The sequence below is a fragment of the Curtobacterium luteum genome (assembly GCF_014646995.1).
GTDB classification, from domain to species: domain Bacteria; phylum Actinomycetota; class Actinomycetes; order Actinomycetales; family Microbacteriaceae; genus Curtobacterium; species Curtobacterium luteum.
Genome location: NZ_BMOI01000001.1, coordinates 364,742 through 390,333, shown reverse-complemented (window position 1 = coordinate 390,333; position 25,592 = coordinate 364,742). Strand labels below are relative to the sequence as shown.

General features: G+C 70.8%; 26 protein-coding genes. 11 read left to right on the top strand and 15 right to left on the bottom strand.

Going from position 1 to position 25,592, the window contains the following annotated elements:
- The first annotated feature begins 2 nt into the window (after positions 1–2).
- On the top strand, positions 3–641 hold the full coding sequence (locus IEY20_RS01665; RefSeq protein WP_175329206.1) for a histidine phosphatase family protein: 639 nt from the start codon (positions 3–5) through the stop codon (positions 639–641).
- A 182-nt stretch (positions 642–823) separates the two neighbouring features.
- Positions 824–1,552 carry a hypothetical protein gene (locus IEY20_RS01660; RefSeq protein WP_175329205.1) on the top strand — a complete coding sequence of 243 codons (729 nt, stop codon included), beginning with the start codon at positions 824–826 and terminating at the stop codon, positions 1,550–1,552.
- Positions 1,553–1,649: 97 nt separating this feature from the next.
- On the opposite strand, the gene IEY20_RS01655 is transcribed toward IEY20_RS01660, so the two are convergent.
- Entirely contained in the window at positions 1,650–2,735 is a 1,086-nt protein-coding gene (locus IEY20_RS01655) for a glycosyltransferase family 4 protein (protein ID WP_175329204.1), read from the bottom strand.
- Positions 2,732–3,766, bottom strand: coding sequence for an alpha/beta fold hydrolase (locus tag IEY20_RS01650; protein WP_175329203.1), 1,035 nt, complete (start codon positions 3,764–3,766; stop codon positions 2,732–2,734). Before IEY20_RS01650 ends, IEY20_RS01655 begins: the two co-directional genes overlap by 4 nt.
- A gap of 160 nt (positions 3,767–3,926) precedes the next feature.
- Here IEY20_RS01650 and treS point away from each other — a divergent pair, with 160 nt between their 5' ends.
- Both treS and IEY20_RS01640 read left to right on the top strand, forming a co-directional pair.
- Complete coding sequence (gene treS / locus IEY20_RS01645) at positions 3,927–5,675, top strand: maltose alpha-D-glucosyltransferase (RefSeq protein WP_175329202.1); 1,749 nt, start codon at positions 3,927–3,929, stop codon at positions 5,673–5,675.
- A 389-nt stretch (positions 5,676–6,064) separates the two neighbouring features.
- Complete coding sequence (locus IEY20_RS01640; RefSeq protein WP_175329369.1) at positions 6,065–6,775, top strand: exonuclease domain-containing protein; 711 nt, start codon at positions 6,065–6,067, stop codon at positions 6,773–6,775.
- Between the two features lie 316 nt (positions 6,776–7,091).
- Here the strand turns inward: IEY20_RS01640 and IEY20_RS01635 are convergent, their stop codons facing one another.
- The 3 genes from IEY20_RS01635 to glgA all read right to left on the bottom strand — a co-directional run bounded on the left by IEY20_RS01635 (position 7,092) and on the right by glgA (position 9,507).
- The gene (locus IEY20_RS01635; protein WP_022905175.1) at positions 7,092–7,340 is read right to left on the bottom strand and encodes a type B 50S ribosomal protein L31; all 249 of its coding nucleotides are present in this window, start codon (positions 7,338–7,340) and stop codon (positions 7,092–7,094) included.
- A 112-nt stretch (positions 7,341–7,452) separates the two neighbouring features.
- Complete coding sequence (locus tag IEY20_RS01630; RefSeq protein ID WP_022905176.1) at positions 7,453–8,235, bottom strand: ABC transporter ATP-binding protein; 783 nt, start codon at positions 8,233–8,235, stop codon at positions 7,453–7,455.
- A 75-nt stretch (positions 8,236–8,310) separates the two neighbouring features.
- Positions 8,311–9,507 carry a glycogen synthase gene (glgA, locus tag IEY20_RS01625; protein WP_175329201.1) on the bottom strand — a complete coding sequence of 399 codons (1,197 nt, stop codon included), beginning with the start codon at positions 9,505–9,507 and terminating at the stop codon, positions 8,311–8,313.
- Between the two features lie 47 nt (positions 9,508–9,554).
- Between glgA and IEY20_RS01620 the strand changes: the two genes are divergently transcribed.
- Positions 9,555–10,796, top strand: a complete 1,242-nt coding sequence (locus IEY20_RS01620) for a glucose-1-phosphate adenylyltransferase (protein WP_175329200.1) — start codon at positions 9,555–9,557, stop codon at positions 10,794–10,796.
- Positions 10,797–10,878: 82 nt separating this feature from the next.
- Positions 10,879–11,517, top strand: coding sequence for a phosphoserine phosphatase SerB (serB, locus tag IEY20_RS01615; protein WP_175329199.1), 639 nt, complete (start codon positions 10,879–10,881; stop codon positions 11,515–11,517).
- 28 nt (positions 11,518–11,545) lie between these two features.
- Here the strand turns inward: serB and IEY20_RS01610 are convergent, their stop codons facing one another.
- From IEY20_RS01610 to IEY20_RS01600, 3 genes are all read right to left on the bottom strand, one after another.
- The gene (locus tag IEY20_RS01610; RefSeq protein WP_175329198.1) at positions 11,546–12,484 is read right to left on the bottom strand and encodes an acetamidase/formamidase family protein; all 939 of its coding nucleotides are present in this window, start codon (positions 12,482–12,484) and stop codon (positions 11,546–11,548) included.
- Complete coding sequence (locus IEY20_RS01605; protein ID WP_229727795.1) at positions 12,481–13,926, bottom strand: APC family permease; 1,446 nt, start codon at positions 13,924–13,926, stop codon at positions 12,481–12,483. Before IEY20_RS01605 ends, IEY20_RS01610 begins: the two co-directional genes overlap by 4 nt.
- Positions 13,927–14,157: 231 nt before the next feature.
- A complete protein-coding gene (locus IEY20_RS01600; RefSeq protein WP_022905182.1) occupies positions 14,158–15,069 on the bottom strand; it encodes a proline iminopeptidase-family hydrolase in 912 nt (303 codons plus the stop codon).
- A 97-nt stretch (positions 15,070–15,166) separates the two neighbouring features.
- Here IEY20_RS01600 and IEY20_RS01595 point away from each other — a divergent pair, with 97 nt between their 5' ends.
- Positions 15,167–15,886, top strand: coding sequence for a FadR/GntR family transcriptional regulator (locus IEY20_RS01595; protein WP_175329197.1), 720 nt, complete (start codon positions 15,167–15,169; stop codon positions 15,884–15,886).
- A 22-nt stretch (positions 15,887–15,908) separates the two neighbouring features.
- Here IEY20_RS01595 and fabG read toward each other — a convergent pair whose 3' ends face one another.
- Entirely contained in the window at positions 15,909–16,622 is a 714-nt protein-coding gene (gene fabG, locus IEY20_RS01590) for a 3-oxoacyl-ACP reductase FabG (RefSeq protein ID WP_175329196.1), read from the bottom strand.
- Between the two features lie 196 nt (positions 16,623–16,818).
- Between fabG and IEY20_RS01585 the strand changes: the two genes are divergently transcribed.
- The 3 genes from IEY20_RS01585 to IEY20_RS01575 are packed head-to-tail and all read left to right on the top strand — an operon-like array spanning position 16,819 to position 18,511.
- The gene (locus IEY20_RS01585; RefSeq protein WP_175329195.1) at positions 16,819–17,253 is read left to right on the top strand and encodes a DUF3099 domain-containing protein; all 435 of its coding nucleotides are present in this window, start codon (positions 16,819–16,821) and stop codon (positions 17,251–17,253) included.
- The gene (locus IEY20_RS01580; protein ID WP_083881989.1) at positions 17,253–17,561 is read left to right on the top strand and encodes a hypothetical protein; all 309 of its coding nucleotides are present in this window, start codon (positions 17,253–17,255) and stop codon (positions 17,559–17,561) included. Before IEY20_RS01585 ends, IEY20_RS01580 begins: the two co-directional genes overlap by 1 nt.
- The gene (locus IEY20_RS01575) at positions 17,558–18,511 is read left to right on the top strand and encodes an SURF1 family cytochrome oxidase biogenesis protein (protein ID WP_175329193.1); all 954 of its coding nucleotides are present in this window, start codon (positions 17,558–17,560) and stop codon (positions 18,509–18,511) included. The genes IEY20_RS01580 and IEY20_RS01575 overlap by 4 nt, the downstream gene beginning before the upstream one ends.
- 82 nt (positions 18,512–18,593) lie before the next feature.
- Here the strand turns inward: IEY20_RS01575 and IEY20_RS01570 are convergent, their stop codons facing one another.
- Positions 18,594–20,192 (bottom strand): ABC-F family ATP-binding cassette domain-containing protein, encoded by a 1,599-nt coding sequence (locus IEY20_RS01570; RefSeq protein WP_175329192.1) that lies wholly within the window; start codon positions 20,190–20,192, stop codon positions 18,594–18,596.
- Positions 20,193–20,308: 116 nt separating this feature from the next.
- Between IEY20_RS01570 and IEY20_RS01565 the strand changes: the two genes are divergently transcribed.
- Entirely contained in the window at positions 20,309–20,908 is a 600-nt protein-coding gene (locus IEY20_RS01565) for a biotin transporter BioY (RefSeq protein ID WP_175329191.1), read from the top strand.
- Between the two features lie 496 nt (positions 20,909–21,404).
- Here IEY20_RS01565 and IEY20_RS01560 read toward each other — a convergent pair whose 3' ends face one another.
- From IEY20_RS01560 to sufB, 5 genes are all read right to left on the bottom strand, one after another.
- Positions 21,405–21,734 (bottom strand): metal-sulfur cluster assembly factor, encoded by a 330-nt coding sequence (locus IEY20_RS01560; protein ID WP_022902786.1) that lies wholly within the window; start codon positions 21,732–21,734, stop codon positions 21,405–21,407.
- Positions 21,734–22,501, bottom strand: coding sequence for a Fe-S cluster assembly ATPase SufC (gene sufC, locus IEY20_RS01555; RefSeq protein WP_175329190.1), 768 nt, complete (start codon positions 22,499–22,501; stop codon positions 21,734–21,736). Before sufC ends, IEY20_RS01560 begins: the two co-directional genes overlap by 1 nt.
- A 79-nt stretch (positions 22,502–22,580) precedes the next feature.
- Positions 22,581–22,907, bottom strand: a complete 327-nt coding sequence (locus IEY20_RS01550) for a non-heme iron oxygenase ferredoxin subunit (RefSeq protein ID WP_372378814.1) — start codon at positions 22,905–22,907, stop codon at positions 22,581–22,583.
- Complete coding sequence (sufD, locus tag IEY20_RS01545) at positions 22,907–24,166, bottom strand: Fe-S cluster assembly protein SufD (RefSeq protein WP_175329189.1); 1,260 nt, start codon at positions 24,164–24,166, stop codon at positions 22,907–22,909. Before sufD ends, IEY20_RS01550 begins: the two co-directional genes overlap by 1 nt.
- The gene (gene sufB, locus IEY20_RS01540) at positions 24,167–25,585 is read right to left on the bottom strand and encodes a Fe-S cluster assembly protein SufB (RefSeq protein WP_022902337.1); all 1,419 of its coding nucleotides are present in this window, start codon (positions 25,583–25,585) and stop codon (positions 24,167–24,169) included.
- Between the last annotated feature and the right edge of the window lie 7 nt (positions 25,586–25,592).

Below are 25,592 nucleotides of genomic sequence, written 5' to 3'. Positions count from 1 at the left end.
GGGTGACGACCCACCTGTCCCTGGTCCGCCACGGCGAGACCGACTGGAACCGGCAGCGACGCATCCAGGGGTCGACCGACATCCCGCTCAACGACGTCGGTCGCGACCAGGCCGCCGGTGCCGCCGAACTCCTCGCCCGTCGCCGGTTCGACGCGGTCGTCGCCTCGCCGCTGTCGCGGGCCCGCGAGACGGGGGCCATCATCGCGACCCGGCTCGGACTCGCCGAGCCGGACACCTACGCCGGGCTCGCCGAACGGTCCTACGGCGATGCCGAGGGCCTGACGGACGTCGAGATCCGGACGCGCTGGCCCCACGACGACGTGCCCGGACGGGAGTCGCGGACGGCGTTGCTCACTCGGGTGACCGAGCAACTCGCCGAGATCGCGATCCGGTTCGACGGCGCGTCCGTCGTGGTCGCGACCCACGGCGCCGTCATCCGCAGCGTCGTCAACGCCGCCGCGCCCGGGACGGCGGACCGGCACCGCACACCGATCCGCAACGGGTCGATCCACTCCTTCCGGTGGGACCCGGAGCGGTTCCAGGCCGAGCTCGTCCGGTTCGACGACCCGATCGACGACGCCTCCGACGGCCCCGGCGGCTTCGCGTTCGAGTACCAGAACCCCCTCGAACGCCGAGGCTGATCCGTCCTCACGTCCACCGGGACTAGGCTCCGACCCACTCCGCGATGCGGATCGGATCCGGACCCGCCCCGGCCCGTCCGGTCCGCTCGAGCGGGCTGACTCGTCCGCCCGCTCGAGCGGGATCGGTCAGCTCGACCGACAGCAGCCGTCCGCACCACCGGCGGCCCTGAGAGGAGGACGGCATGAGCACGGAGCGGCCAGGAGGGCAGCTCGACCCCGAGGACGACGACCTCGACCGCGCCTTCGGCCCCGACACCGGCTCGGTGACGATCCGCACCACTCCCCAGCGGGTCCGGCGGGGTGCCCTCGTCACCGTCGGGGTGGTCCTCGCGGCCGGGGTGCTCGTCATCGCCCTCGGGACGATCATCAGCAGCGTGCAGAACGGTGTCGGCGGGGTGTTCCCGCAGCCCGAGGCCGCGCTCGCGCGGTTCGACACGGCGGCGCGGGCCGTCGACGGCGTCCGTTCGGTGGAGGGCGTGCGCACCGTCAAGACCGGCTTCGCGAGCTACGACGTCGTCTCGGTCGCGACCGCCGAGGACGGGTTGGCCCCGGACGCACAGGACGACCTCGTCGCCGCGCTCAGTGCGGCAGCCGCCACGACCGGCGGCAACGGCGTCCGCGTCTTCGCGGTCGTGCAACTCGACACGATGCGGGTCGGCCTCTCGGCGGACGCGGACGTCACCGCCGCGCGGCTCGACCTCGCTCGCCGGGTCGACGCGATCGGCGGGGTCCGTGCGGTGCGCTGCGCCTGGGCCACGGACGCACCCTCCGACGAGGCGACGGCGCAGGAGGTCACCCTGCAGACGATCGGCCGCGGCGCGGCGCTCGACGCGGTCATGGCGAAGGCGCAGGAGTCGACGCAGGCGGCGTTCCGCGGGGCGACCGTCACGGCCGTGCGACCACCCGCCTGACCGCGAGCCCGAGCGGGCAAGCGCCCAAGCCTGAGGGCACGAGCGGGCAAGCGCCCGAGCCCGAGCACCCGAACGGCCGAGCGCCCGAGCGGGTGCCCTACCGCCGCGCGGCTCGGTCCCGCACGGCTCGCTCGACCGCCCCGACGACCTGCTCCGCGGAATCGGCCCACCGGAACCGTGCGGCCTGCTCGACGGACTGCTCGGACCGGTCGTCCCAGCGCTCCTCGAGCCGCCGGACCGCGGCGGCGACCGCGGACGGCGACGACGGGTCGAAATACTCCGCCGCGGCGCCCCCGATCTCGCGGAAGATCGGGATGTCACTGACCGCGACCGGTGTCCCGACGCCCATGGCCTCGACGAGGGGGATGCCGAAGCCCTCGTCGTACGACGCCGTCACCAGGGCCGTGGCCGAGCGGAGCACATCGAGGTAGACCTCGTCGCTGGCGCCGTCGTGGAAGACGAGTGACCCCGCTGGTGCGAGCCGTTCCAAGCGGGCGCGGTCGGCAGCGGACACCCGCGACATGCAGTGCAGCCGCCAGTCGGCACCGAGGAGCGGCAGCGCGGCCGCGAGGGTCTCGACGTTCTTGTACGGCATGAACGAGCCCATGTACACGAGGTCGTGCCGGCGCTGCCCGTCGGCCGGTCGGCGAGGAGCCGGGTCTGCCGCGTTGTACGCGACGGTGACCGGCCGCCTGGTCAGCCGGTGCTCCCGAATGAGTCCGGCGGTCGTCTCCGAGACGGTGACGACGCCGTCCGCCCCGTTCAGCAGGAACCGCTGCGGCGCCCAGCTCAGGTGGAACGCCCGCCACCCGAGGCGGAGCGGCCACGAGAGCTCCCGCGGGGGCGTCCGGTTCCGGTAGTAGATGAGGTCGTGCAGCGTCAGCACGAGGGCGTACTCGCGGCCGCGCGACCCCATCGTCTGCATCGGCGAGAACACCGCTTCGAGGCCGAGCCGGTTCACCCTCCGGGCGACGAGGGGTTCCCCGGGATCGGTCGGCGCGGGCAGCACGGCGTGCGGCAGACCGTCCGGCAGGGACTCGAGCTGCCGGACGTCGTGCACGAGCAGCGTGTAGTCGTGCCGGTCGGGCAGGTGCGCCACGATGCCGGCGGTGAACCGCGAGATGCCGTCGTGGCGACCGATGCGCACGTAGCGGCAGTCGATGCCGATGCGGAGGCGGCTCACGACGCGTGCTCCGCACCGTCGGACGGCCGGGAGGCGCGGGTCGACCCCGACGGGTCCGCCGACGCCGTCTCGGCTCGCGCTCCACGCCGCTCGCCTCCACCGCGCCGTGCTCCGCCGCGACGGGCACCACGGGCAGTCGTGCCCGGGTCACCCATCCGTCGGAGCACCGCGGAGGCGGCCGCAGCGGGCGTCTCGTAGTGGACGAGGTGCCCGACACCGGGCACCACCACGAGCTCGGCGTCGGCCAGGCGCGCGGCGAGGGCCTGCTGCTCGGGGACCGCGGTGATGTCGTCGTGCTCGGCGGCGATCATCAGCACGGGCACGTCGATGCGGTCCGCGTACTCCGAGACGTCGTGCGTCACCGAGGTGCGGAACGCCTCGAGCACGGACGTGCGGTCGGAGAACGCCGAGAAGTAGCGGTCGTGCTGGTCGTGCACCCACCGTCGCAGGTCGCGGTCGTGCGACTTCAGCATCGCGATGCTCATCACCCGCACGATCGCCGGGTTGCGCAGGAGCGCCAGGCCGAGGGGGCGCGGCAGGACGGCACCGGCCCGGTAGTACCCGATCGCCACGCCCGTCGCGATCGCCCGCGGACCCTGGAGCGCCGGGGCTGCGATCGGGTTCACGAGGACCAGGAGGCGCGTCCGCAACCCGGCGGCGACGGTCGCCGCGACGACGATCGATCCGAAGGAGTGTCCGAGCACGACGGTGTCCGCGCCGAGTCCGAGCGCGCGGTGGAATCCGTGCAACCAGGCCACGTACGAGTCGATGTCGGACGACGACAGCGGGTCCGACACACCGAAGCCGGGCAGGTCCGGGACGATCACCCGGACACCCTGCAGGTGCGCCGCGATCGTCTCGAGTCCGTGGTGGTCGCCGCGGAACCCGTGGACGGCCAGCACCGTCCGTGCTGCGTCCTCGGGTCCGTACACCCAGTAGTGCGTCGTCCGACCGTCGACCTGCACCGCGCGGTGCACGACCGGGGTCGCGGCCATGAGGGACTGGTACGGGGACAGCACGGGCGGTTGCATCCGGGCCAGTCTAGGGAAGCCGGCCCGACCAGCCGCCGCAGCGCGGTGCAGATGTGGAGAACTCGCAGACGCGACGTGTGCCGGGCGGTGATCCGCGCCTCCAGGCCGGATCCGCGTCTTCCTGCGGACAGCGGCAGTCGCGCGGCCTAGCGTGTCCAGGGTGACGTTCACGGCCCCGATCCAGCTCCCAGGCCTGACCCTGGACCCGCAGTGGTACAAGCGATCCGTCTTCTACGAGTGCATGATCCGCTCGTTCGTCGACTCGAACGGCGACGGCATCGGTGACATCCAGGGCGTGATCGGCAAGCTCGACTACCTCCAGTGGCTCGGTGTCGACGCCATCTGGCTGCCGCCGTTCTTCCAGTCGCCGATGCGCGACGGCGGGTACGACATCGCCGACTACAAGGCGATCCTCCCTGAGTTCGGCACCCTCGACGACTTCCGCGAACTCGTCACGAAGTCGCACGAACGCAACATGCGCATCGTCATCGACATGGTGATCAACCACACGTCGGACCAGCACGAGTGGTTCCAGCAGTCGCGCGAGGACCCGGACGGCCCCTACGGCGACTTCTACGTCTGGCGGGACACCGACCAGGAGTACGAGAACATCCGGATCATCTTCGTCGACACCGAGGAGTCGAACTGGACGTTCGACCCGGTCCGGCGGCAGTTCTTCTTCCACCGGTTCTTCTCCCACCAGCCCGACCTCAACTTCGAGAACCCCGCCGTCGTCGAGGCCGTCTACGAGGTCGTCCGGCACTGGCTCGACATGGGTGTGGACGGGCTCCGGCTCGACGCGATCCCGTACCTCTTCGAGTCCGAGGAGGGCAACGGCGAGGGCGAGCCGGAGACGCACGAGTTCATCAAGAAGCTCCGTGCGATGGTCGACGACGAGTACCCCGGACGCGTACTCCTGGCCGAGGCGAACCAGTGGCCGCGCGAGACCGCCGCGTTCTTCGGCACCGACGAGGAGCCCGAGTGCCACATGGCGTTCGACTTCCCCGTCATGCCGCGCATCTTCTACTCGCTCCGCGCACAGCACGCCTCCGAGCTGAAGGCGATCCTCTCCGAGACGCTCGACGTGCCGGAGTCCGCCGCGTGGGGCGTGTTCCTCCGCAACCACGACGAGCTGACGCTCGAGATGGTGAGCGAGGAGTACCGCCAGGCGATGTACGGCTGGTACGGCTACGACCCGCGGATGCGCTCCAACATCGGCATCCGTCGTCGCCTCGCTCCCCTGCTCGACAACTCGCGTGCCGAGCTGGAGCTCATCCACGCGCTCCTCTTCTCGCTGCCCGGGTCGCCGTTCCTCTACTACGGCGACGAGATCGGGATGGGCGACAACATCTGGCTCCCGGACCGCGACTCCTCCCGCACGCCGATGCAGTGGACGCCGGACCGGAACGCCGGGTTCTCGACGGCCGACCCGGGGAAGCTCTACCTGCCCGTCGTCCAGTCGCTGGTCTACAACTACCAGCAGGTCAACGTCGAGGCGCAGCTGGCACAGTCACGCTCCCTCCTGCACTGGGTGCGCAACGTCATCCACGTCCGCAAGGCGCACCCCGTCTTCGGCCTCGGGACGCTTCACGTCAAGGACACCTCGAACGAGTCCGTGCTGGCGTTCGTCCGCTCGTGGGAGGGGTCGGGGCAGCAGTTCGGGCCGTCCGCCGAGGACGTCCTCTGCGTGTTCTCGTTCGCGACGAACCCGACGTCGGTGACGATCTCGGTGCCGGAGTACGCCGGACGTCCGCTCTACGACCTCTTCGGCGGGAGCGTGTTCCCGTCGTTCGACGAGAGCGGGTCGGTCACGCTGACGCTCGGCACGCAGTCGTTCTACTGGCTGCACGTGGGTGCGGCGCCGGCCGTCGCGCCCGTGGCAGCGCCGCCGGCTTCGGCCACGGCGTAGGGGCGGGCGGGCGGCTCGCACCGTGCGGGGCCGCCGGTCGGTCGCGCCCGGGCCGGTTGCGCCCGGGCCGGTCGGTCGCGCCGTGGGCCGGTCCCTCGCGCCCGGGTCGGTCGCGAGCGGGTCGGTCGCGCCGTGGTGCGAGGTTCCCGGCACGGTGCGAGGTGCTTCACGTCGCACGCCGCGTGCAACCTCGCACCATCGGGCTGTCCCTCGCACCGTGCGACCCGGCCTGGAGGCCCGGCCCGGCCCCGCCAGGCGGGTCGCGTCGTGCGGGCGGTCGGCTTCCCCGCCAGGCGGGTCGCGTCGTGGGTGTCGGTGCGTCCCGTTAGCCTGGCCGGGTGACGTACTCCCCCGCGACCGCAGTGGCGACCGACGTACCTCCGGCACCGGTGCCGCAGGACCTCTCGGGCCGGCCGTGGTGGCACGCCCTCGGCGTCTTCGACCTCGAGACCACCGGCGTCGACGTCGAGACCGCCCGGATCGTCACCGCGCACGTCGGCCTCATCGACATGACCGGCCGATCCATCGTCGAGGGTGCCTGGATCGCCGACCCCGGCATCGCCATCCCCGAGGGTGCCGCGGCCGTGCACGGCTACACCACCGAGCGCGCACAGGCCGAGGGGCGTCCCGCCGGAGAGGTCGTGGCCGAGGTCATCGCCGCGGTCGAGGCCGTCTTCGCCCGCGGCATCCCGCTCGTGATCTACAACGCCCCGTACGACCTGACCGTCCTCGACCGGGAAGCCAAGCGTCACGGCCTGGCCTCCCCCGTGATCGGCAACGTCGTCGACCCGCTGGTGATCGACAAGGCCCTCGACACGTACCGCAAGGGCAAGCGCACGCTCGAGGCCGCTTCGGAGCTGTACGGCGTGACGCTGTCGGACGCGCACGACGCCGGGGCGGACGCGATCGCTGCCGGCCGCGTGGCACAGGCGATCGCCGCGAAGTACCCGGACGAGCTCGGCGTCTCCGCCGAAGAGCTGCACCGCAAGCAGGTCGGCTGGTGCGCCGATCAGGCCGCGTCGTTCCAGGAGTACATGCGCACGAAGCGCGACCCGTCGTTCACCGCCGACGGTCGCTGGCCGCACCGCAACGGCTCGTAGGGCCGGCGTCGCGCGCTGCGGCGGTCGGGTGGCTCCGTTCTCCTGCCCGTCGGCCGCTGGTGCGCCACGCGACCGCCGCCGGTGCGTGCTCGCACAATCGAAGTCGTCCCGCACCACGGATCGCCGTGGTGCGGGACGACTCCGGTTGTGCACTGACGAACTGCACCGCAACCCGGCTGACGAACTGCACCGCGTCCCGACTGCCGATCCGTGCACCCGACCAGGCACCCGTGCACCCGACCGCGCGCCCACCCCGGGAACGCCGAACGGGCGGCCCTCCCGGAGGAGGACCGCCCGTCGCGGAACGCGAGGCTGCTTACTTGGAGAAGCCCTTGAAGCGCTGGTTGAACTTCTCGACGCGGCCGGCCGAGTCGAGGATGCGCTGCTTGCCCGTGTAGAACGGGTGCGACGCGGACGAGATCTCGACGTCGATGACCGGGTAGGTCGCACCGTCGAGCTCGATGGTCTTGTCGCTGGTCGCGGTCGAACGCGTCAGGAACGTCTCACCGGAGGCCAGGTCGCGGAAGACGATGGCGTTGTACTCGGGGTGGGTGTCGGTCTTCATGGAGATTCCTCGGTTGCAGATGGTCGGACTGCGCTGCGCTCGAGTGAGCACCGCGCGGGAAGTCGTCGGCGTGCGCCAGCCGTCCACGTTACCAGATCGGCCCGGCGAGCCGCTACGACGCGCGGGCGCTCCAGCGGCCGTCGTCCTTGGTCACGACGAGGTCGACGCCGAACGCCTGCGTGAGGGTCTCGTTCGTCAGGACCTCGTCGATCGGACCCGCGGCCTGCACGTGCCCGTCGGTGAGGACGAGCGCGTGCGTGAAGCCCACGGGGATCTCCTCCACGTGGTGCGTCACGATGACGATCGCCGGCGAGTCGGGGCTCTGGGCGTACCCGCCGAGCGTCCGCACGAGGCTCTCGCGTGCGCCGAGGTCGAGCGAGGCCGCCGGCTCGTCCAGGAAGAGCACCTCGGGGTCGGTCATCACCGCGCGGGCGATCTGGACGCGCTTCTGCTCACCGTCGCTGAGCTCCCCGAAGGTCCGCTCGGTGAAGGCCGCGAGGCCCCACTCGTCGAGCACGCGCTGCGCACGACGGACGTCGAGTTCCTCGTACTCCTCGTTCCACCGACCGGTGACCGAGTAGGCCGCGGTCAGCACGACGTCGAGGACGGTCTCCGTGAACGGGATCCGTCGGGCCAGGGCCGTCGAGGCGAAGCCGATGCGGGGACGGAGCTCGGCGAGGTCGGCGGTCCCGAGCTCGGTGTCGAGGACGTGCACCGACCCCGAGGTCGGGAAGGTCTGCGCGCCGGCGATCTGCAGCAGCGTCGTCTTGCCGGCACCGTTCGCGCCGAGCACGACCCAGCGCTCGTCGTCCTGCACCTCCCACGAGACGGAGTCGAGGATGGTGGCCCCGTTGCGGACCACGGAGACGTCTGACAAGCGCACGACCGAGGGCATGCCCCCAGCCTACGGGGTCGGACCGGGGCGTCCGTGGCGCGACACCGGTCGACGCGCGCCACGGACGAGGCCGCGTCAGCGCCCGGCGAGCACCTCGTCGTACACGGCACGGGTCCGGTGGGCGATGGCGTCCCACGTGAACTCGGTCTCGACACGGAGCCGTCCCGCGCGGCCCATCAGCTTCGCGAGCCCTTCGTCCTCCAGCACCTCGTTCAGGGTGGCGGCGAGGTCGGCGACGTAGCGGTCCGGGTCGGTCGGTGTCCCGGTGCCGTCCTGGGCCTGGTCGATCGGCACGATCCGGCCGGTCAGCCCGTCCGCGACGACCTCGGGGATGCCGCCGGTACCGGTGCCGACCACGGGGATGCCGCACGCCATGGCCTCGAGGTTGACGATGCCGAGCGGCTCGTAGATCGAGGGGCAGACGAACACCGTGCCGGACGACAGCACGTTCACGATCTCCTCGTGGGCGAGCATGCGGTCGATCCAGACGACGCCGTCACGCTCGGCGCGGAGCGACTCCACGAGCGCCGTGACCTCGGCCATGATCTCCGGCGTGTCCGGCGCGCCGGCGCACAGGACGATCTGCACGTCCGACGGGAGCGAGGCCACCGCGCGGAGGAGGTACGGCAGACCCTTCTGGCGCGTGATCCGGCCGACGAACACGACGCTGCGCCGCGTCGGGTCGATCCCGAGCGAGCGGACCGCGTCCTCGTCGACGGTGGGCTTCCACGCGTCGATGTCGATGCCGTTGTAGACGACCTGCACCCGGGAGGGGTCGATCGACGGGTAGGAGCGGAGGATGTCCGCCCGCATGGCCTTCGAGACCGCGATGACGCGGTCGGCACGCTCGAACGCCTCGCGTTCCATCCAGCTCGACAGACGGTACCCGCCGCCGAGCTGCTCGGCCTTCCAGGGGCGCAGGGGCTCGAGGCTGTGCGCGGTGACGACGTGGGGGATGTCGTACGTCAGCTGCGCGATCCGACCGGCCGCGTTCGCGTACCAGGTGTGCGAGTGCACGAGGTCGGCGCCCTCGACGTCCGCCGCGATCGCGACGTCGGTCCCGAGCGCCTGCAGCGCGCCGTTGGCCTGGCCGAGCGCGTCCGGCGTCCGGTAGGCCCAGACGTCGGCCTCGTCCCGGAACGCCCCGAAGGCGCGGACCCGCACCTCGGTGTCCGTGCCCGACCGCAGCGCTGCGGTGAGCTCGGCGACGTGGACGCCCGCCCCGCCGTACACCTCTGGTGGGTATTCCCTGGTCAACAGATCGACTCGCACGGGTTCAACGTAACCGTTCACCGGTCCGGACGCATACTGTGAGCGGTATGGCACCAAAGAAGGTCTTCGGCATCGTCCTCGCCGGCGGGGAGGGCAAACGCCTCATGCCGCTCACGGCGGACCGTGCGAAACCAGCAGTCCCGTTCGGCGGCAACTTCCGGCTCATCGACTTCGCGCTGTCGAACCTCGTGAACTCCGGGCTGCAGAAGATCGTCGTGCTGACGCAGTACAAGTCCCACAGTCTCGACCGGCACGTCGCCGAGACGTGGCGCATGGAGGGCCTGCTCGGCTCCTACGTGGCGTCCGTTCCCGCCCAGCAGCGACTCGGCAAGCGCTGGTTCGCCGGTTCGGCCGACGCGATCCTGCAGTCCCTCAACCTCCTCCGCGACGAGCGCCCGGACATCGTCGTCGTGGTGGGCGCCGACCACGTCTACCGGATGGACTTCCACCAGATGGTGGAGGCGCACATCGCGTCCGGCCGCAGTGCCACGGTCGCCGCGATCCGCCAGCCCATCGGCCTCGCCGACCAGTTCGGCGTGATCCAGGTCGCCGACGACGACCCGACGAAGATCGAGGCGCTCCTCGAGAAGCCCAAGGACGCGGTCGGCCTCGCGGACTCCCCCGGCGAGATCCTCGCGTCGATGGGCAACTACGTCTTCGACGCGGACGCCCTGGTGGACGCGGTCCTCCGCGACGGGCAGATCGAGACGTCGAACCACGACATGGGCGGCGACATCGTGCCTGACTTCGTGGCGCGCGGTGACGCCGGCGTCTACGACCTGCAGCGCAACGACGTCCCCGGCTCGAACGAGCGCGACCGGTACTACTGGCGCGACGTGGGCACGATCGACTCGTTCTTCGACGCCCACATGGACCTCATCGCCCCGGTGCCGGTGTTCAACCTGTACAACCAGGACTGGCCGATCTTCAACCAGCAGACGAACCTGCCCCCGGCGAAGTTCGTCCGCGACGCGAACGGGAACACCGGCTCCACGGTCGACTCGCTCGTCTCGCTCGGGTGCCTGGTGTCGGGTGCGCAGGTCGAACGCAGCATGATCGGCCCGTGGTGCAGCATCGACTCGGGTGCGAAGGTGCTCGACTCGATCGTGTTCGAGCGCGCGGCGATCGGCGCCGGCGCGACGGTCAACCGCGCCATCCTCGACAAGGACGTGGTCATCGCGCCGGGCGCCCAGGTCGGTGTCGACCGCGAGGCCGACGAGGCCCGTGGCTTCACGGTCACCGAGTCCGGGATCACGGTGGTCGGCAAGGGCGTCAAGGTCGACGCCTGACCGCGGACCACCGAGGACGGCCTGGAGGCACGGCTCGCGTCACGGACGCAGCCGTGCCTCCGTCTGTCGGTACCGTTGGTCCGTGCCCCGCTTCCTCGTCGTCCTCGATGCCGATTCCACCCTCCTCGAGGACGAGGTGATCGAACTCCTCGCCGACGCGGCGGGGACCCGACCACAGGTCGCGGCGATCACGGAGCGCGCCATGCGCGGGGAGATCGACTTCGCGGAGAGCCTCCGGGAGCGTGTCGCGACCCTGGCGGGCCTCCAGGACGACGTCTTCCGCACCGCGCAGGAGGCGGTCCGCGTGACGCAGGGCGCTGCGGACCTGGTCCGCGGCGTGCACGCCGCCGGCGGCTCCGTCGCGGTGGTGTCGGGCGGGTTCCACGAGGTGCTCGACCCCTTCGCCACCCGCCTCGGGCTCGACCACTGCCGGGCGAACCGGCTCGAGGTCGTCGACGGGGTGCTCACCGGGCGGGTCCTCGGCGAGGTCGTCGACGCGGCAGCGAAGGCCGCCGCGCTGCGCGAGTGGGCGGAGGCGGACGGCGTCGACCCGTCGCGGACCGTGGCGGTCGGCGACGGCGCGAACGACCTCGAGATGATGCGGGTCGCCGCGCTCTCCGTCGCGTTCGACGCGAAGCCGCGGGTGCGGGCCGAGGCCGACCTGGCCGTGGTCGACCGCGACCTGTCCGCCGTGCTGGCGCCACTGGGCCTGCGCGGCTGAGCGAACTCGGGCGCCGGCGCCGGCCGCGTCAGGCGGTGAGGACGGCCTTCGGGACGCGGTGCAGCGTCACCGCGCCGACCGCGGCGAACGGGTGCAGCGGGTCCGGTGTGCTGGAACCCGTCGGACCGCCGAGCTTCGAGTCGCCGACCGCGCTGAGCACGGCGTAGGCGTCCTCGGCGGTGAAGCCGTGGTCCTCGACCAGGAACGCGAACGCGTCCTCGTACCCGAGCCGCACGCTCTCCTGCACCGGGTCGCCGAGCCCGACGAAGAGCCAGTCGTCGGCGGTCTCGATGCGCGGCGCACGGAGCGGTCGACCGCCCCGCACCAGGTCGACGGACACGATCGCGGTGCCCTGCGCCTCGATCGCGACGAACGACGACTCCCCCTCGGCCATGATCGCGTGGATGTCGCCGATCGACAGCAACGCGCCCGGCACCCGGACCGGCAGGTACACCGTCGAGCCGGGGCGGGCCTCGGTGACGTCCATGTTCCCGCCCTCGGCGGTCGCGGGCATGATCGTCGAGTTCGTCCCCGACGCCGGCGCGACGCCGATGCACCCGATCATCGGCCGGACAGGGAACGCGTGCCGGTCGGTGACGTGCACGACGCCGTCCTCGATGGGGCAGCGGCGCGCGAAGACCCCCTCGGGCATGACGTGCTGGAGGGCGCCGGACCCGGGCAGCGACACCGACCACCCGTGCGTCGTGAGCGCGATGTCGTGGATGTGGACCGCCAGGGTGTCGCCGGGCTCGGCGCCCTCGACCCAGACCGGTCCGGTGACGGGGTTGATCGGTGCCTGCAGCTGCGCGAGGTCGTGGTGCTCGTCGAGCTCGGCGTAGACCGCGTCGGTGGTCTCGAAGCCGATCGTCTCGCCGGTCCCCGGGGCGATCCGGAGCACGGGTTCCCGGTCGGCGGAGAAGCCGGGACGCCCGAGGGTGTTCGGCAGGAAGTGGTCGGGGGTGGTCATCGCTGGCCCTTCTCCGTGGTGGTGGCGGGGTCACCGACGGACCCCTCGCCCAGTGTGCCCGGTTCCTCCGACCCGACCTCCGTCGAGCGGCCGGTCGACCGGTAGTACAGGAACACGCCCGCACCGACCACGAGCCAGACGACGCCGCCGACCTTGGCCTCGACGGCGGCGTTCAGGAGCACGTAGCCGATGATCAGGAAGCCGATGAGCGGCACGACGAGGTGGAGCAGCCAGTTCCGCGACTTCCCCCGGACGACGTGGTGCACGAACACCGAGACGTGCAGGAGCATGAAGCCGAAGAGGGCACCGAAGTTCACGAGGGACGAGATGGTGTCGATCTGCCCCACGAAGAAGAGCACCAGGATCGCGGACAGGACCGACACGACGATGATGGCCGCGGCGGGCACCTGTCGACGGTTCAGACGGTGCAGGAACGCCGGGAGCTGCCGGTCGCGGCTCATCGAGAACAGGAGACGGCTCGTGGCGGCCTGCGCCGCCATCGCGTTCGCGATCCCGACCGCCAGGACGTTGACCGCGAAGAAGGCCGTGGCCCACCCGCTCGAGGACGCCTGCTGGACCACGGTGAAGAACGCGTTCCCCACCTCGCTGTCCGGGAAGGCGTCACGGCCGGCTGCCAGCGCGGACGCGAGCCAGGTCTGCACGACGAAGAGGAACGCGACGATGACGAGCGCGAGGATCATCGCGGTGCCCGCACCTCCGCGGCGACCGGTCGACTCCTCGGAGAGCGTGGAGATCCCGTCGAACCCGAGGAAGCTCAGCACCGCGATCGACAGCGCGGACGCGATGAGCGGCGCCGACACCTTCGCGGGGTCCCACACCTGGTCCGTCGAGAAGGACGCGCCGGGGACGGTGCCGCCGGTCAGTGCCACGATCGCGATCACGACGAAGATCGCCACGAACACGAGCTCGATCAGCAGGAACACCCGGTTCGCGACCTTCAGGGACGAGACACCGAGCAGGTTGATCACGGTGTTGACCGCGACGAACAGCAGGGCCCAGAGCCACCGTGGCGAGCCGGGGAAGATCCCGACCATGCTCTCGGCCGCGAACACGTAGAGGAGCGTCGGGACGAGCAGGTAGTCGAGGAGGATCGCCCAGCCGGCGAAGAACCCCGCGGTGGGGTGGATACCTCGTCCGACGTACGAGAACACGCTGCCGGCGAGTGGGATCGACTTCGCCATCTGCGCGTACGCCAGCGCGGTGAAGATCATCGCGACCAGGCCGACGAGGTAGACCAGCGGCACCATGCCGCTGGAGGCGTTGTAGACGGTGCCGAAGATCGCCCACGGGGCGATCGGCACCATGAAGACCAGCCCGTACACGAGCAGGTCGGTGGTGGACACGGAGCGCTTGAGCTCCTGCTTGTAGCCGTAGGCCTCGAGCTGCTGCTGCGCGGAGAGCTCGCTGTGCTGCTGCGACATGGGGTTCCGTTCCGGGAGACGGTGCGTGGAGGGGGTGGCCGGACGGGCGGCGGGACGGGTGGTGGCCGCTCGGTCGGGGGACGGCGGATCAGCGGGCCGGCAGCCTGGTGGGTGTCGGCGGGTGGTCCGGGAGGGAGAGGACGGGAGGCACGGTGCGGGGGTGAGGGGCGCCTCCCGTCCGGCGTGGGGCCGGAGGACCCGCGCGTCGGTCGTCGGACCGACGCGCGCTGCTCAGTCGGCCGTGTCGTCGTGCGCCGCGAGGAACGTCGCGACGACGCGACGGAACGCCTCGGGCTGCTCCAGGTGGGAGCAGTGGCTCGCACCGGGGAAGACGTGCTGCTGGACGTCTGCGATCCGCTCGACGAACGGCTGCCAGGTCGCCGGGGTCGCTTCGTCGTGCTCGCCGGCGACGACGAGAGTCGGCACGGCGACGGCGTCCAGCCGGTCGACGATCGTCCAGTCCCGCATCGTGCCGATGACGTGGAACTCGTTCGGCCCGTTCATCGTGTGGTAGACCGTCGGCTCGGACTCCATCTGGGCCTCGGAGTCGACGAAGTCGGACGGCATCGGGACGACCCGGCAGACGTGGCGCTCGTAGAACACCCGCGTCGCCGCGAGGTACTCGGGATCCTCGACGGACCCGGCGGTCTCGTGCCGGGTCAGCGCGTCCTGGACGTCTGCCGGCAGCTGGGCGCGGAGCTCGGCGGCGCCGTCCACCCACAGCTGCATCGACGCCGGCGAGTTGCAGATCGCGAGACTCCGCAGGTGCTCCGGCTGCCGCACCGCGATCTCGGCACCGAGCATGCCGCCCCACGACTGTCCGAGGACGTGGTGGTCGCCGAGGTCGAGGTGGGCGACGAGCGCGTCGTACTCGTCGACGAAGAGCTGCGGCGTCCACGTCGACGCGGGTGCGTCCGGGCGGTGCGAGCTGCGGCCGCACCCGAACTGGTCGTGGTGGACCACGGTCCGGCCGGTCTCGTCGGCGATCGCGGCGAGGTTGCGGAGGTAGTCGTGGGCCATGCCGGGTCCGCCGTGCAGGACGACGAGGGGCAGCGCACCGGGCGTGGGCCGGTCGGGTTCGGTGATGCGGTACCAGGTGTGACCGTCCTGGAACGGCATCGTGCCTTCGGTGATGCGGGACATGACGGAAGCATGGCCCGCGCAAAGGTCTCGTGCAAGACCTTTTCGGGTCCTTTAACGTGGACGAAACGAACGAGGGGTCGGTCTTGTGGCGGAGCGGATGGTGGAGAGCCGGGTCGACGAGGTCGAGGACCGTCTGGTGACCGCGGTCGCCGTCGGCGAGTACCTGCCGGCGTCCCGCCTGCCCCCGGAGCGTGAGCTCGCCGGGCTCCTCGGCGTCGGCCGGGTCACCGTGCGCGCCGCCCTCGCGCGGCTCGTGGACCGGGGCCTGCTCGAGACTCGCCGTGGTCGCGGCGGCGGCACCTTCGTCCGGACACAGTGGCCCGACTCGTCGTCGGACGCGGTCGGACGCACGCTCCTCGCGCGGTGGGACGGCATCCGCGAGACCACCGACGCGATCGCGCTGCTGCACGGCGCGCTCGCGACCGCGGCTGCCGAGCGCATCACGCCGGAACAGGCGACCCTCGTCCGGGCACGCCTCGACGACTTCCGCGCGGCCACGTCGGGCCACGAGAAGCAACAGGCCGACGCCGTCCTGCACCGCACGGTGATCGACGCGGCAGGCAACGACGTGCTCGCGGACGCGTTGGCCGGACTCGAGTCACAGGTGTCGATCGCTGCGCCGGCACACCTCTGGGGAACCACCGAGGGCATGGCGGAGATGGAGGTCCGAGCGCTGCGGGAACACGAGGCGCTCGTCGAGGCGGTGTGCGCACACCGCGCGGCCGAGGCGGGCGAACTGGCCAGACGGCACGTCGGCATCGACCTCGAGCTGCTCGAGCGGGCGATGCTGCGGGCCGGTCAGGTCCCGACGGGCTGACGGCGCCGACCGGCCTCCCCGGCTAGTGCCCCATCCCGAGGCCGCCGTCGACGGGGATGACCGCGCCGGAGATGTACCCGGCACCGTCGCCCGCGAGGAAGAGCGTGGCGTCGGCGACGTCGTCCACCGTGCCGTAGCGCGACGCCGGGATCTGCTTCTTGAACTCGGCGACGAGCTCGTCCGGCAGCGACGCCGTCATGTCCGTCTGGATGAACCCGGGCGTCACGACGTTCGCGGTGATGCCACGCGATCCGAGTTCCCGCGTGATCGAGCGCGCCATGCCGATGAGCGCGGCCTTCGACGAGGCGTAGTTGACCTGGCCGACCTGCCCGTAGGTGCCGACGACGCTGCCCATGAGCACGATGCGGCCGAACTTCGCCTTCATCATGCCCTTCGTGGCGCGCTTCACCACCCGGAACGTGCCCGTCAGGTTCGTGTCGACGACGCTCGTGAAGTCCTCCTCCGTCATGCGGAGCAGGAGCTGGTCGTTCGTGATGCCCGCGTTCGCGACCAGGACCTCGACCGGGCCGAGCTCGGCTTCGACCTGCGAGAACGCCGCGTCGACCGAGGCGGTGTCGGTGATGTCCGCCTGCACGGTGAGCGCACCCTCGGGGCCGCCCGTGCCGCTCCGGGAGGTGACGGCGACGCGGTGCCCCTCGGCGACGAAGCGCGCCGCCAGGGCGTGTCCGATGCTGCGGTTGCCGCCGGTGACGAGGACGGTACGGGGGGTGCTCATGGTCGCTCCGTTCGAGGTGTGTCGGTCGGGGTGCCGAGCGGTTCCCCGCCGGACACGCCGGGCGCGTCGGACGGATGGCCGGTGGACACGCCCGGACGAGCGTACCCGAGCCGTTCCGCGCACTCGGCCCGCGCGCGGCGGAACCGGAATGTCCGCTCCGGGCTTAGGGTTGTCCCAGGAGACGATGGACATCCGAATGAAGACCACGCACAGCATCACGGCCCTCCCCGAGTCGCCGGAACTGGACCGTGCGCACCGGCTCTCACGGTACGTCTGGCAGATGGCCGTCCGAGTGATCTGCTTCGTTGCGGCGGTGCTCATGTGGACCGCGTGGCACACCTGGCTCGTGGTCATCCCGATCGTCCTCGCGGGCGTCATCCCGTGGGTGGCAGTCATCCTCGCGAACGCCGGCAACCGCGCCGAGAACGACGTCGTCGCACCGGCCGGGGCCGTGCAGCTCTACGACGCCGCGGACGTCCGCATGCGCGAGGAGCAAGAGGCCGCTCGTGCCCAGGCGTACCGCGACGAGCAGGACCGGCTCCGCGACGCTGCCCAGCACGCGCAGGACGAGTGGCAGCGCAACGGCGACCACACCAACGTCTGGCCCCCGAAGACCGGCGGACGACGCTGATGGGGGCGACCTTCGACCTCTTCACCGAGCCGGGGTCGACTCCCGTGTGCTCACGGGCCGGGTGCACCCAGACCGCCGAGTGGCGCGTCAACTGGCGGAACCCGCGCATCCACGCGACCGACCGGGTGAAGATCTGGGCGGCGTGCGACGAACACCGCGACTTCCTCGCCGACTACCTCCGTTCCCGCTCGTTCCCCGTCCGCGTGACGGGCATGCTCGAGGACGTCGACCGGCTCGACGACCTCCGTGACCCGAACGCCGGGCCGAAGAACGACGTCGGGGTGCGCGCCACCGGCACCGAGCGATGAGCGACGGCTTCGACCCGAGCTCCCGGTACGGCCGGCGTCACGCGGCGAAGATGCAGCGCAGCACGACGGCCGCGCCCGAGCACCGGCCCGGTGAACCGTTCGTCGGCTGGCGCTTCGTCCGCAGCCGTCGCTGGCTCGGCTACTTCGCGATCGCCGTCGCCTTCGCGATCGTCTGCGCCCTGTTCGGCATGTGGCAGTGGGACCGCCGCAACGAGGCCGTCCGCCAGAACGAGCAGATCGCCCAGAACTACGACCACACACCGGTGCCGCTCGACCAGGCACTCCCCCGGGCTTCGAGCTGGGACGCCGACCAGACCTGGCTCCGTGTCACAGCCACCGGCCGCTACGACACCGACGCCCAGCTGCTCGTCCGCAACCGCGTGCACAACGGACAGCCCGGGTTCGAGGTCCTCACCCCGCTCGTCACCGCGGACGGCCGTGCGTTCGTCGTCGACCGCGGATGGGTCCCGACCGGCAACCGGCAGGACGCGCCCGACCACGTCCCGGCGCCCCCGAGCGGCGAGGTCACGGTCGTCGTGCGCCTCCAGCAGAGCGAACCGCGCATCCCCGGCCGCTCCGACCCATCGCACACCGACCAGGTGCAGTCGGTCACGTTGTCCGACGTCCGCGACAAGATCGACATGCCGATCTGGACCGGCGCGTACGGCCAGCTCGCCTCTGAGGACCCGGCGCCGACGCAGACCCCACCGCTCGGCTGGGAGCGCCCGTCGGCCGACACCGGTCTGCACCTCAGCTACTTCATCCAGTGGTTCCTCTTCGCGGCCGGCGGCTTCGGGTTCCTCGCGTACGTGATGGTGCAGGAGTACCGCAACCTGAACCAGGACGACCCCGAGGAACGCGAGCGAGCCGAGGAGCGTCGTCGACGCCGGGACGCGAAGCCGAAGTCCGACGCCGAGGTCGAGGACGAGTTGCTGAACGTCGGTCGCTGAACGCGACCTGTCACGGACGGGAGGCGCGTGGCGGTGTCGCCACGGGCCTCCCGTCCGATCGCGCGCGCCGCGCGCCCGCCGGTCAGGCGAGCTCGATGAGCTCCGCGTACTCCTTGTTCCAGTGGTCCTCGGTACCGTCCGGCAGCAGCAGGACACGCTCCGGGTTGAGGGCCTCCACCGCTCCCGCGTCGTGCGACACGAGCACGACCGCACCCTCGTAGCCCGCGAGGGCGCCGAGGATCTCCTCACGCGAGGCCGGGTCGAGGTTGTTCGTCGGCTCGTCGAGGAGCAGCACGTTCGCTCCGGACACGACGATCATCGCGAGCGACAGCCGCGTCTTCTCGCCACCCGAGAGGACGCCGGCCTTCTTGTAGCCGTCGTCGCCGGTGAAGAGGAAGGAGCCGAGCACACGTCGGGCCTCGGTCTCGTTGAGGTCGTTCGACGCCGACACCATGTTCTCGATCACGGTGCGGTTGACGTCGATGTTCTCGTGCTCCTGCGCGTAGTAGCCGATCCGCAGCCCGTGGCCGGGGAGGATCTCGCCGGTGTCCGGCCGGTCGGCGCCCGCGAGGATGCGGAGCAGCGTCGTCTTGCCCGCACCGTTGAAGCCGAGGATGACGACCCGCGAGCCGCGGTCGATCGCGAGGTCGACCCCCGCGAAGATCTCGAGCGAACCGTACGACTTGGACAGCCCCTCGGCCATGAGCGGCGTGCGGCCGCACGGCGTCGGGGTGGGGAACCGCAGCTTCGCGACGCGGTCGACGGCACGCTCGTCCTCGAGGCCGGCCAGGAGCTTCTCGGCTCGGGCGACCATCTGGTGGGCCGCCGCTGCCTTCGTCGCCTTCGCACCGAAGCGCGCTGCCTGGTCCTTGAGGGTCGCGGCCTTCTTCTCGGCGTTCGCGCGCTCCTTGCGGCGACGTTCCTCGTCGGCGGCCCGCTGGCGCTGGTACAGCTTCCAGCCCATGTTGTAGACGTCGATCGACTGCCGGTTCGCGTCGAGGTAGAACACACGGTTCACGACCTCGTCGACGAGCTCGACGTCGTGGGAGATGACGATCACACCGCCCGGGTAGCTCTTCAGGTGCTCGCGCAACCAGACGATCGAGTCGGCGTCGAGGTGGTTCGTCGGCTCGTCGAGGATCATCGTCTCGGCGTCCGAGAACAGGATGCGCGCGAGCTCGATGCGCCGACGCTGACCACCGGACAGGGTCTTCAGCTGCTGGTCGAGGATGCGGTCCGGCAGCTTGAGGTTCGACGCGATCGACGCTGCCTCGGCCTCGGCCGCGTAGCCCCCGAGCGCGTTGAACTGGTCGTCGAGTCTGCTGTACCGGCGCATCGCCTTCTCGGCCACGGCCGGGTCGTCGCTCGCCATGTCGAGGGTCGCGAGCCGGATGCCCTCGACGAGCTCGCCGAGACCCCGAGCATCGAGGATGCGCTTCCGCGCGGTGTCCTCCGGGTTGCCGGAGCGGGGGTCCTGCGGGAGGTACCCGATCTCGCCGCCGCGTTCGATCTTGCCCGCGGTCGGCTGCGTCTCCCCCGCCAGCGCCTTCGTCATCGTGGTCTTTCCGGCACCGTTGCGCCCGACCAGCCCGATCTTGTCGCCCTTCTCGACACGGAAGGAGACGTTCTCCATGAGGAGGCGGGCCCCGACGCGGATCTCGAGATCGTGCACGGCAAGCACAGTGGACGTCCAATCAGTTGGTGGTTTTGCACAACGACGTGTGCGGGAGGCGCACCGCTACGCTGACGGGACCGATGGTCTCAGAACGGGACCAGCAGTCCATTCTAGGAGAATCCATGACGAACGCCACCGGGTTCGCTCGCCGCGCAGTGCTCGCCGACCGTCTTCGTTCCCACGGCCTGGCCACCGACGCCGCCCTCGTCGCCGGCGGTGCCCTGTTCACCGCAGCGATGGCCCAGGTCGAGGTCCCGATGTGGCCCGTGCCGATCACCGGCCAGACCCTCGCGGTCGTGCTCGTCGGCGCCACGCTCGGCGCCCGGCGCGGCATGCTCCCCCTCCTCGTCTACGCGGTCGCCGGCCTCGCGGGTGCGCCGTTCTTCGCCGGGTTCTCGGGCGGGTTCGCTGCCCTGACGTCGCCGAGCTTCGGCTACGTGATCGGCTTCATCCCCGCGGCCGGGCTCGTCGGCTGGTTCGCCCGTCGGAACTGGGACCGCCACGTCGGCCGGGCCTCGGTGGCGATGCTGCTCGCGAGCGCGATCCCGTTCGTGACGGGGCTGCCGTGGCTCGCGGTCGCGCTCGGCCAGCTCGGCGCGCCGAACGACCTGCAGTCGGTGCTCGCTGCCGGGCTGTACCCGTTCGTCCTCGGCGGTGTCGCCAAGGCGCTCATCGCGGCGGGCGTGCTGCCGCTGGCGTGGAAGGCCGTCGGCCGGCGCTGAGCGCCGCGCACCGCTCGGCAGCGGCCGGGGTCCCAGGGTGCTGGGACCCCGGCCGTTGTGCTGTCCGGCGGACGGGTGCGCGACACGCCCGAGTGCGGACGCCGAGGTCGCACGACATGCCGCAAGCGTGACGCCGAGGTCGCACGACATGCCGCACGCGTGACGCCGAGGTCGCACGAAGTGTCGCCAGCGCACCGCGGAAGCGACAGCTCGCGCGACCACGGCGAACTCCGCCGGGCGTGTCGTCGTCGCGGGTACCAGCCGCACGACACGCACGAGCCGCACGACACGCCCGGGTGCGGACACCGAGGAGGCACGACATGCCGCACGCGTGACGCCGAGGTCGCACAAAGCGTCGCCAGCGCACCGCGGAAGCGACAGCTCGTGCGACCACGGCGAACCCCGCCGGGCGTGTCGCGACGACCAGCGCGACCACATGAGCGACGGGAGGCGCGGTGCCCACTGGCACCGCGCCTCCCGTCAGGTGTGGTCGCGACTAGATCGAGAAGCCGAGCGCACGCATCATCTCGCGCCCGTCGTCCGTGATCCGCTCCGGGCCCCACGGCGGCATCCAGACCCAGTTGATCCGGAAGGCGTCGACGATCCCGTCGAGCGCGTTCGCGGTGTCACCCTCGATGACGTCCGTGAGCGGGCAGCCCGCACTCGTCAGCGTCATGCTGATGACGAGCGCGTTCGCCTCGTCGTCCATCGCGAGGTCGTAGATCAGCCCGAGGTCGACGATGTTCACGCCGAGCTCCGGGTCCTGGACCTCCTTGAGGCCCTCGACGACCTCGTCGAACTTCTCCGGGGAGAGTGCGGTGATCATCAGTTGCCCGCCGCTGCGGCCTGGACGTACCGGTCGTAGCCCTCGTTCTCGAGGCGCTCGGCGAGCTCGGGGCCGCCCTGCTCCGCCACCTTGCCGGCGACGAACACGTGCACGAAGTCCGGCTTGATGTAGCGGAGGATGCGCGTGTAGTGCGTGATGAGCAGCACGCCGAGGCCGGTCGCACCCTTCGCGCGGTTCACACCCTCGGACACGATCTTCAGTGCGTCGACGTCGAGGCCGGAGTCGGTCTCGTCGAGCACGGCGAACTTCGGCTTGAGGAGTTCGAGCTGCATGATCTCGTGGCGCTTCTTCTCGCCGCCGGAGAAGCCCTCGTTGACGTTGCGCTCCGCGAACGCCGAGTCCATCTTGAGGTCGGCCATCGACTGGCGGAGGTCCTTCACCCAGCCACGGAGCGCGGGGGCCTCACCGTCGATGGCGGTCTTCGCCGTGCGGAGGAAGTTCGACACCGTCACACCGGGGATCTCCACCGGGTACTGCATGGCGAGGAACATGCCGGCGCGGGCGCGCTCGTCGACGCTCATCGTGAGGACGTCCTCGCCGTCGAGCGTGATGGAGCCGCCGTCGACGTTGTAGCGCGGGTGCCCGGCGATCGTGTACGCGAGCGTGGACTTGCCGGAGCCGTTCGGCCCCATGATCGCGTGGATCTCGCCCTCGTTGATGGTGAGGTCGACGCCCTTGAGGATCTCCTTCGTGCCCTGATCGGTGTCGATCGAGACCTGGAGGTCACGGATTTCGAGAGTGGACATTGCGTTCCTTCGGTTGCAGCTGGTGCGCGGCGTCAGCCGCGGGACGTGGTGGGGGCCGATCCGGCCCGGGACGGCGGGGTCAGTCGACGGGGACCGGGTCGTGCACGTCGACGTAGACGTCGCCGTCACGGACCTCGACCCGGAAGACCGGCACGGGCTCGTACGCGGGGAAGTTCTGCGGCTTGCCGGTGGTCAGCGAGAACTTCGACCCGTGCGCCCAGCACTCGAGGGCATCGCCCTCGACGAACCCCTCGGCAAGCGAGATGTCGCCGTGGGTGCAGGTGTCCCCGATGGCGTGCACGACGCCCGCGGAGTCCTTCACGATCGCGACGGCGGTGCCGTCGACGACGACCCGCATCGGGCTGTCCACCGCGATGTCGGCCTCGGCGCAGACCTTCTCGGCCATCAGGCGTCTGCCTGCGCGGTCTCGGGGTCCGCCTCGGCGATGACCGAGCGACCAGCGGCCAGCTCCTCCTCGACGGCGGCGATGAGCCGCTCCTCGAGTTCGGGCGCACCGATCTTCTGGATGACCTCGACCAGGAAGCCGAGCACGACGAGGCGCCGTGCTTCTTCTTCCGGGATGCCCCGAGCCTGCAGGTAGAACAGCTGCTCGTCGTCGAAGCGACCGGTGGCGCTGGCGTGACCGGCGCCCTCGATGTTGCCCGTCTCGATCTCGAGGTTCGGGATGCTGTCCGCGCGCGTGCCGTCGGTCAGGACCAGGTTGCGGTTCTGCTCGTACGAGTCGGTGCCGTCGGCCGGGCGGCCGATGAGCACGTCGCCGATCCACACGGTGTGCGCACCCTCGCCCTGCAGCGCCCCCTTGTAGTTGACCCGTCCGCGCGTGTTCGGCGCGTCGTGGTTCACGTAGACCTGCTGCTCGATGTACTGCCCGGCGTCCGCGAAGTAGACGCCGTACATCTCGGTGTCGGCACCCTGCGCGCCGAGGTGCGTCGAGGGGTTCACGCGGATGACGTCGCCGCCGAGGGACACCACGACGTGCTTGAGGAAGGCGTCGCGGCCGACCTCGGAGAAGTGCGTCGAGACGTGCACCGCCTCGTCGTCCCAGTCCTGCAGGCTGACCACCGTGAGTCGGGCGTTGTCGCCGACGACGATCTCGATGTTCTCGCTCAGGAGGGCCTTGCCGCGGTTGTCGATGACGACGATGCCCTGCGCGTTCGGCTCGGCCGTGATGACCGTGTGCGCCGCGCGGGGCTGCGTGCCGAAGTCCGAGCGCGTGATGGTGATGAACTCGTGCTGCTCGGTGGCCGTGACCGTGACCGCGAGCACCGCGTCGCGCGCCGTCCAGGCGGCGGCGGATGCGCGGTCCTCGGGGAGCCCGGCCGAACCGACGCGCGGGTCGTCGCTGCGGACCCACTCGACGTCGGCGCCGTCGGACTGCCGCGCGAGGTACGGGTACGGCGAACCGTCGAGTCCGCCGTCGAGCAGCGGCTGGAGCTTCGCGAGCGGCGCGAACTTCCAGTTGACCTCACGACCGGTGACCGCCGGGAAGGCGTCGAGGTCGGCCGACTGGAAGCGCTCCGACCGGGTCTGGACGGGGACCTTCTTCTCTGCCGCGTCCCACCCGCCGTCGGAGTGCGCACGAGCGCCGTGCTGCTCGGTGCCGCCGGTCGCGGCGGCGCTGGGCTGTTCGGTGGTGCTGGACATCTAGCCGACGGATCCTTCCATGCTCATCTCGATGAGCTTGTTGAGTTCGAGTGCGTACTCCATCGGGAGCTCGCGGGCGATCGGCTCGATGAAGCCGCGGACGATCATCGCCATCGCCTCGTCCTCGGGCAGACCGCGGGACATGAGGTAGAACAGCTGCTCCTCGCTCACGCGGGAGACTGTGGCCTCGTGGCCAAGCTGCACGTCGTCGACGCGGATGTCGATCGCCGGGTAGGTGTCCGACCGGCTGATCGTGTCGACGAGCAGCGCGTCGCACCGGACGGTGTTCGCCGCGTGGTGCGCGTTCGGGTCGACACGGACCTCGCCGCGGTACCCGGCACGACCGCCGCCGCGGGCGATCGACTTTGAGACGATCGAGGACGTCGTGTACGGCGCCATGTGGATCATCTTCGCGCCGGCGTCCTGGTGCTGACCGGGACCGGCGAAGGCGACCGACAGCGTCTCGCCCTTGGCGTGCTCGCCCGCGAGGTAGATCGACGGGTACTTCATCGTCACCTTGGAGCCGATGTTGCCGTCGATCCACTCCATCGTGGCGCCCTCGTGCGCGATCGCACGCTTGGTCACGAGGTTGTAGACGTTGTTCGACCAGTTCTGGATCGTCGTGTAGCGCACGCGGGCGTTCTTCTTCACGATGATCTCGACGACGGCCGAGTGCAGGGAGTCCGACTTGTAGATCGGCGCAGTGCAGCCCTCGATGTAGTGGACGTAGGAGTCCTCGTCCGCGATGATCAGCGTCCGCTCGAACTGCCCCATGTTCTCGGTGTTGATGCGGAAGTACGCCTGGAGGGGGATCTCGACGTGCACGCCCTTCGGGACGTAGACGAACGAGCCGCCCGACCACACGGCCGTGTTCAGCGCGGCGAACTTGTTGTCGCCGGCCGGGATCACGGTGCCGAAGTACTCCTCGAAGATCTCGGGGTGCTCGCGGAGCGCGGTGTCGGTGTCCATGAAGATGACACCCTGCTGCTCGAGGTCTTCACGGATCTGGTGGTAGACGACCTCGGACTCGTACTGCGCGGCGACGCCGGCGACGAGGCGCTGGCGCTCGGCCTCGGGGATACCGAGCTTCTCGTAGGTGGCGCGGATGTCCTCGGGGAGGTCTTCCCACGACTGTGCCTGCTTCTCGGTGGAGCGCACGAAGTACTTGATGTTGTCGAAGTCGATGCCGGTCAGGTCGGCACCCCACGTCGGCATCGGCTTGCGGCCGAACAGCTGCAGGCCCTTGAGGCGGTTCTTGAGCATCCACTCGGGCTCGCCCTTGAGGTTCGAGATGTCGGTCACGACCTCCTCCGAGATGCCACGGCGCGCGGAGGCGCCGGCCGAGTCGGAGTCGGACCAGCCGAACTCGTATTGGCCGAGCCCTTCGAGCTCGGGACGGTCGATGAGCACGTCGGACATGGTCTCC

What these genes read in the sequence shown, in the direction of transcription:
- IEY20_RS01605 (WP_229727795.1), bottom strand. Translation starts at nt 13,926, where the DNA reads ATGTCGCAGCAGCACAGCGAGCTCTCCGCGCAGCAGCAGCTCGAGGCC.
- IEY20_RS01585 (WP_175329195.1), top strand. Translation starts at nt 16,819, where the DNA reads ATGAAGACCACGCACAGCATCACGGCCCTCCCCGAGTCGCCGGAACTG.
- sufD (WP_175329189.1), bottom strand. Translation starts at nt 24,166, where the DNA reads ATGTCCAGCACCACCGAACAGCCCAGCGCCGCCGCGACCGGCGGCACC.
- IEY20_RS01575 (WP_175329193.1), top strand. Translation starts at nt 17,558, where the DNA reads ATGAGCGACGGCTTCGACCCGAGCTCCCGGTACGGCCGGCGTCACGCG.
- sufB (WP_022902337.1), bottom strand. Translation starts at nt 25,585, where the DNA reads ATGTCCGACGTGCTCATCGACCGTCCCGAGCTCGAAGGGCTCGGCCAA.
- IEY20_RS01610 (WP_175329198.1), bottom strand. Translation starts at nt 12,484, where the DNA reads ATGACCACCCCCGACCACTTCCTGCCGAACACCCTCGGGCGTCCCGGC.
- IEY20_RS01560 (WP_022902786.1), bottom strand. Translation starts at nt 21,734, where the DNA reads ATGATCACCGCACTCTCCCCGGAGAAGTTCGACGAGGTCGTCGAGGGC.
- sufC (WP_175329190.1), bottom strand. Translation starts at nt 22,501, where the DNA reads ATGTCCACTCTCGAAATCCGTGACCTCCAGGTCTCGATCGACACCGAT.
- IEY20_RS01595 (WP_175329197.1), top strand. Translation starts at nt 15,167, where the DNA reads ATGGTGGAGAGCCGGGTCGACGAGGTCGAGGACCGTCTGGTGACCGCG.
- IEY20_RS01565 (WP_175329191.1), top strand. Translation starts at nt 20,309, where the DNA reads ATGACGAACGCCACCGGGTTCGCTCGCCGCGCAGTGCTCGCCGACCGT.
- IEY20_RS01620 (WP_175329200.1), top strand. Translation starts at nt 9,555, where the DNA reads ATGGCACCAAAGAAGGTCTTCGGCATCGTCCTCGCCGGCGGGGAGGGC.
- IEY20_RS01630 (WP_022905176.1), bottom strand. Translation starts at nt 8,235, where the DNA reads ATGCCCTCGGTCGTGCGCTTGTCAGACGTCTCCGTGGTCCGCAACGGG.
- IEY20_RS01550 (WP_372378814.1), bottom strand. Translation starts at nt 22,907, where the DNA reads ATGGCCGAGAAGGTCTGCGCCGAGGCCGACATCGCGGTGGACAGCCCG.
- fabG (WP_175329196.1), bottom strand. Translation starts at nt 16,622, where the DNA reads ATGAGCACCCCCCGTACCGTCCTCGTCACCGGCGGCAACCGCAGCATC.
- IEY20_RS01600 (WP_022905182.1), bottom strand. Translation starts at nt 15,069, where the DNA reads ATGTCCCGCATCACCGAAGGCACGATGCCGTTCCAGGACGGTCACACC.
- IEY20_RS01650 (WP_175329203.1), bottom strand. Translation starts at nt 3,766, where the DNA reads ATGCAACCGCCCGTGCTGTCCCCGTACCAGTCCCTCATGGCCGCGACC.
- IEY20_RS01660 (WP_175329205.1), top strand. Translation starts at nt 824, where the DNA reads ATGAGCACGGAGCGGCCAGGAGGGCAGCTCGACCCCGAGGACGACGAC.
- IEY20_RS01635 (WP_022905175.1), bottom strand. Translation starts at nt 7,340, where the DNA reads ATGAAGACCGACACCCACCCCGAGTACAACGCCATCGTCTTCCGCGAC.
- IEY20_RS01580 (WP_083881989.1), top strand. Translation starts at nt 17,253, where the DNA reads ATGGGGGCGACCTTCGACCTCTTCACCGAGCCGGGGTCGACTCCCGTG.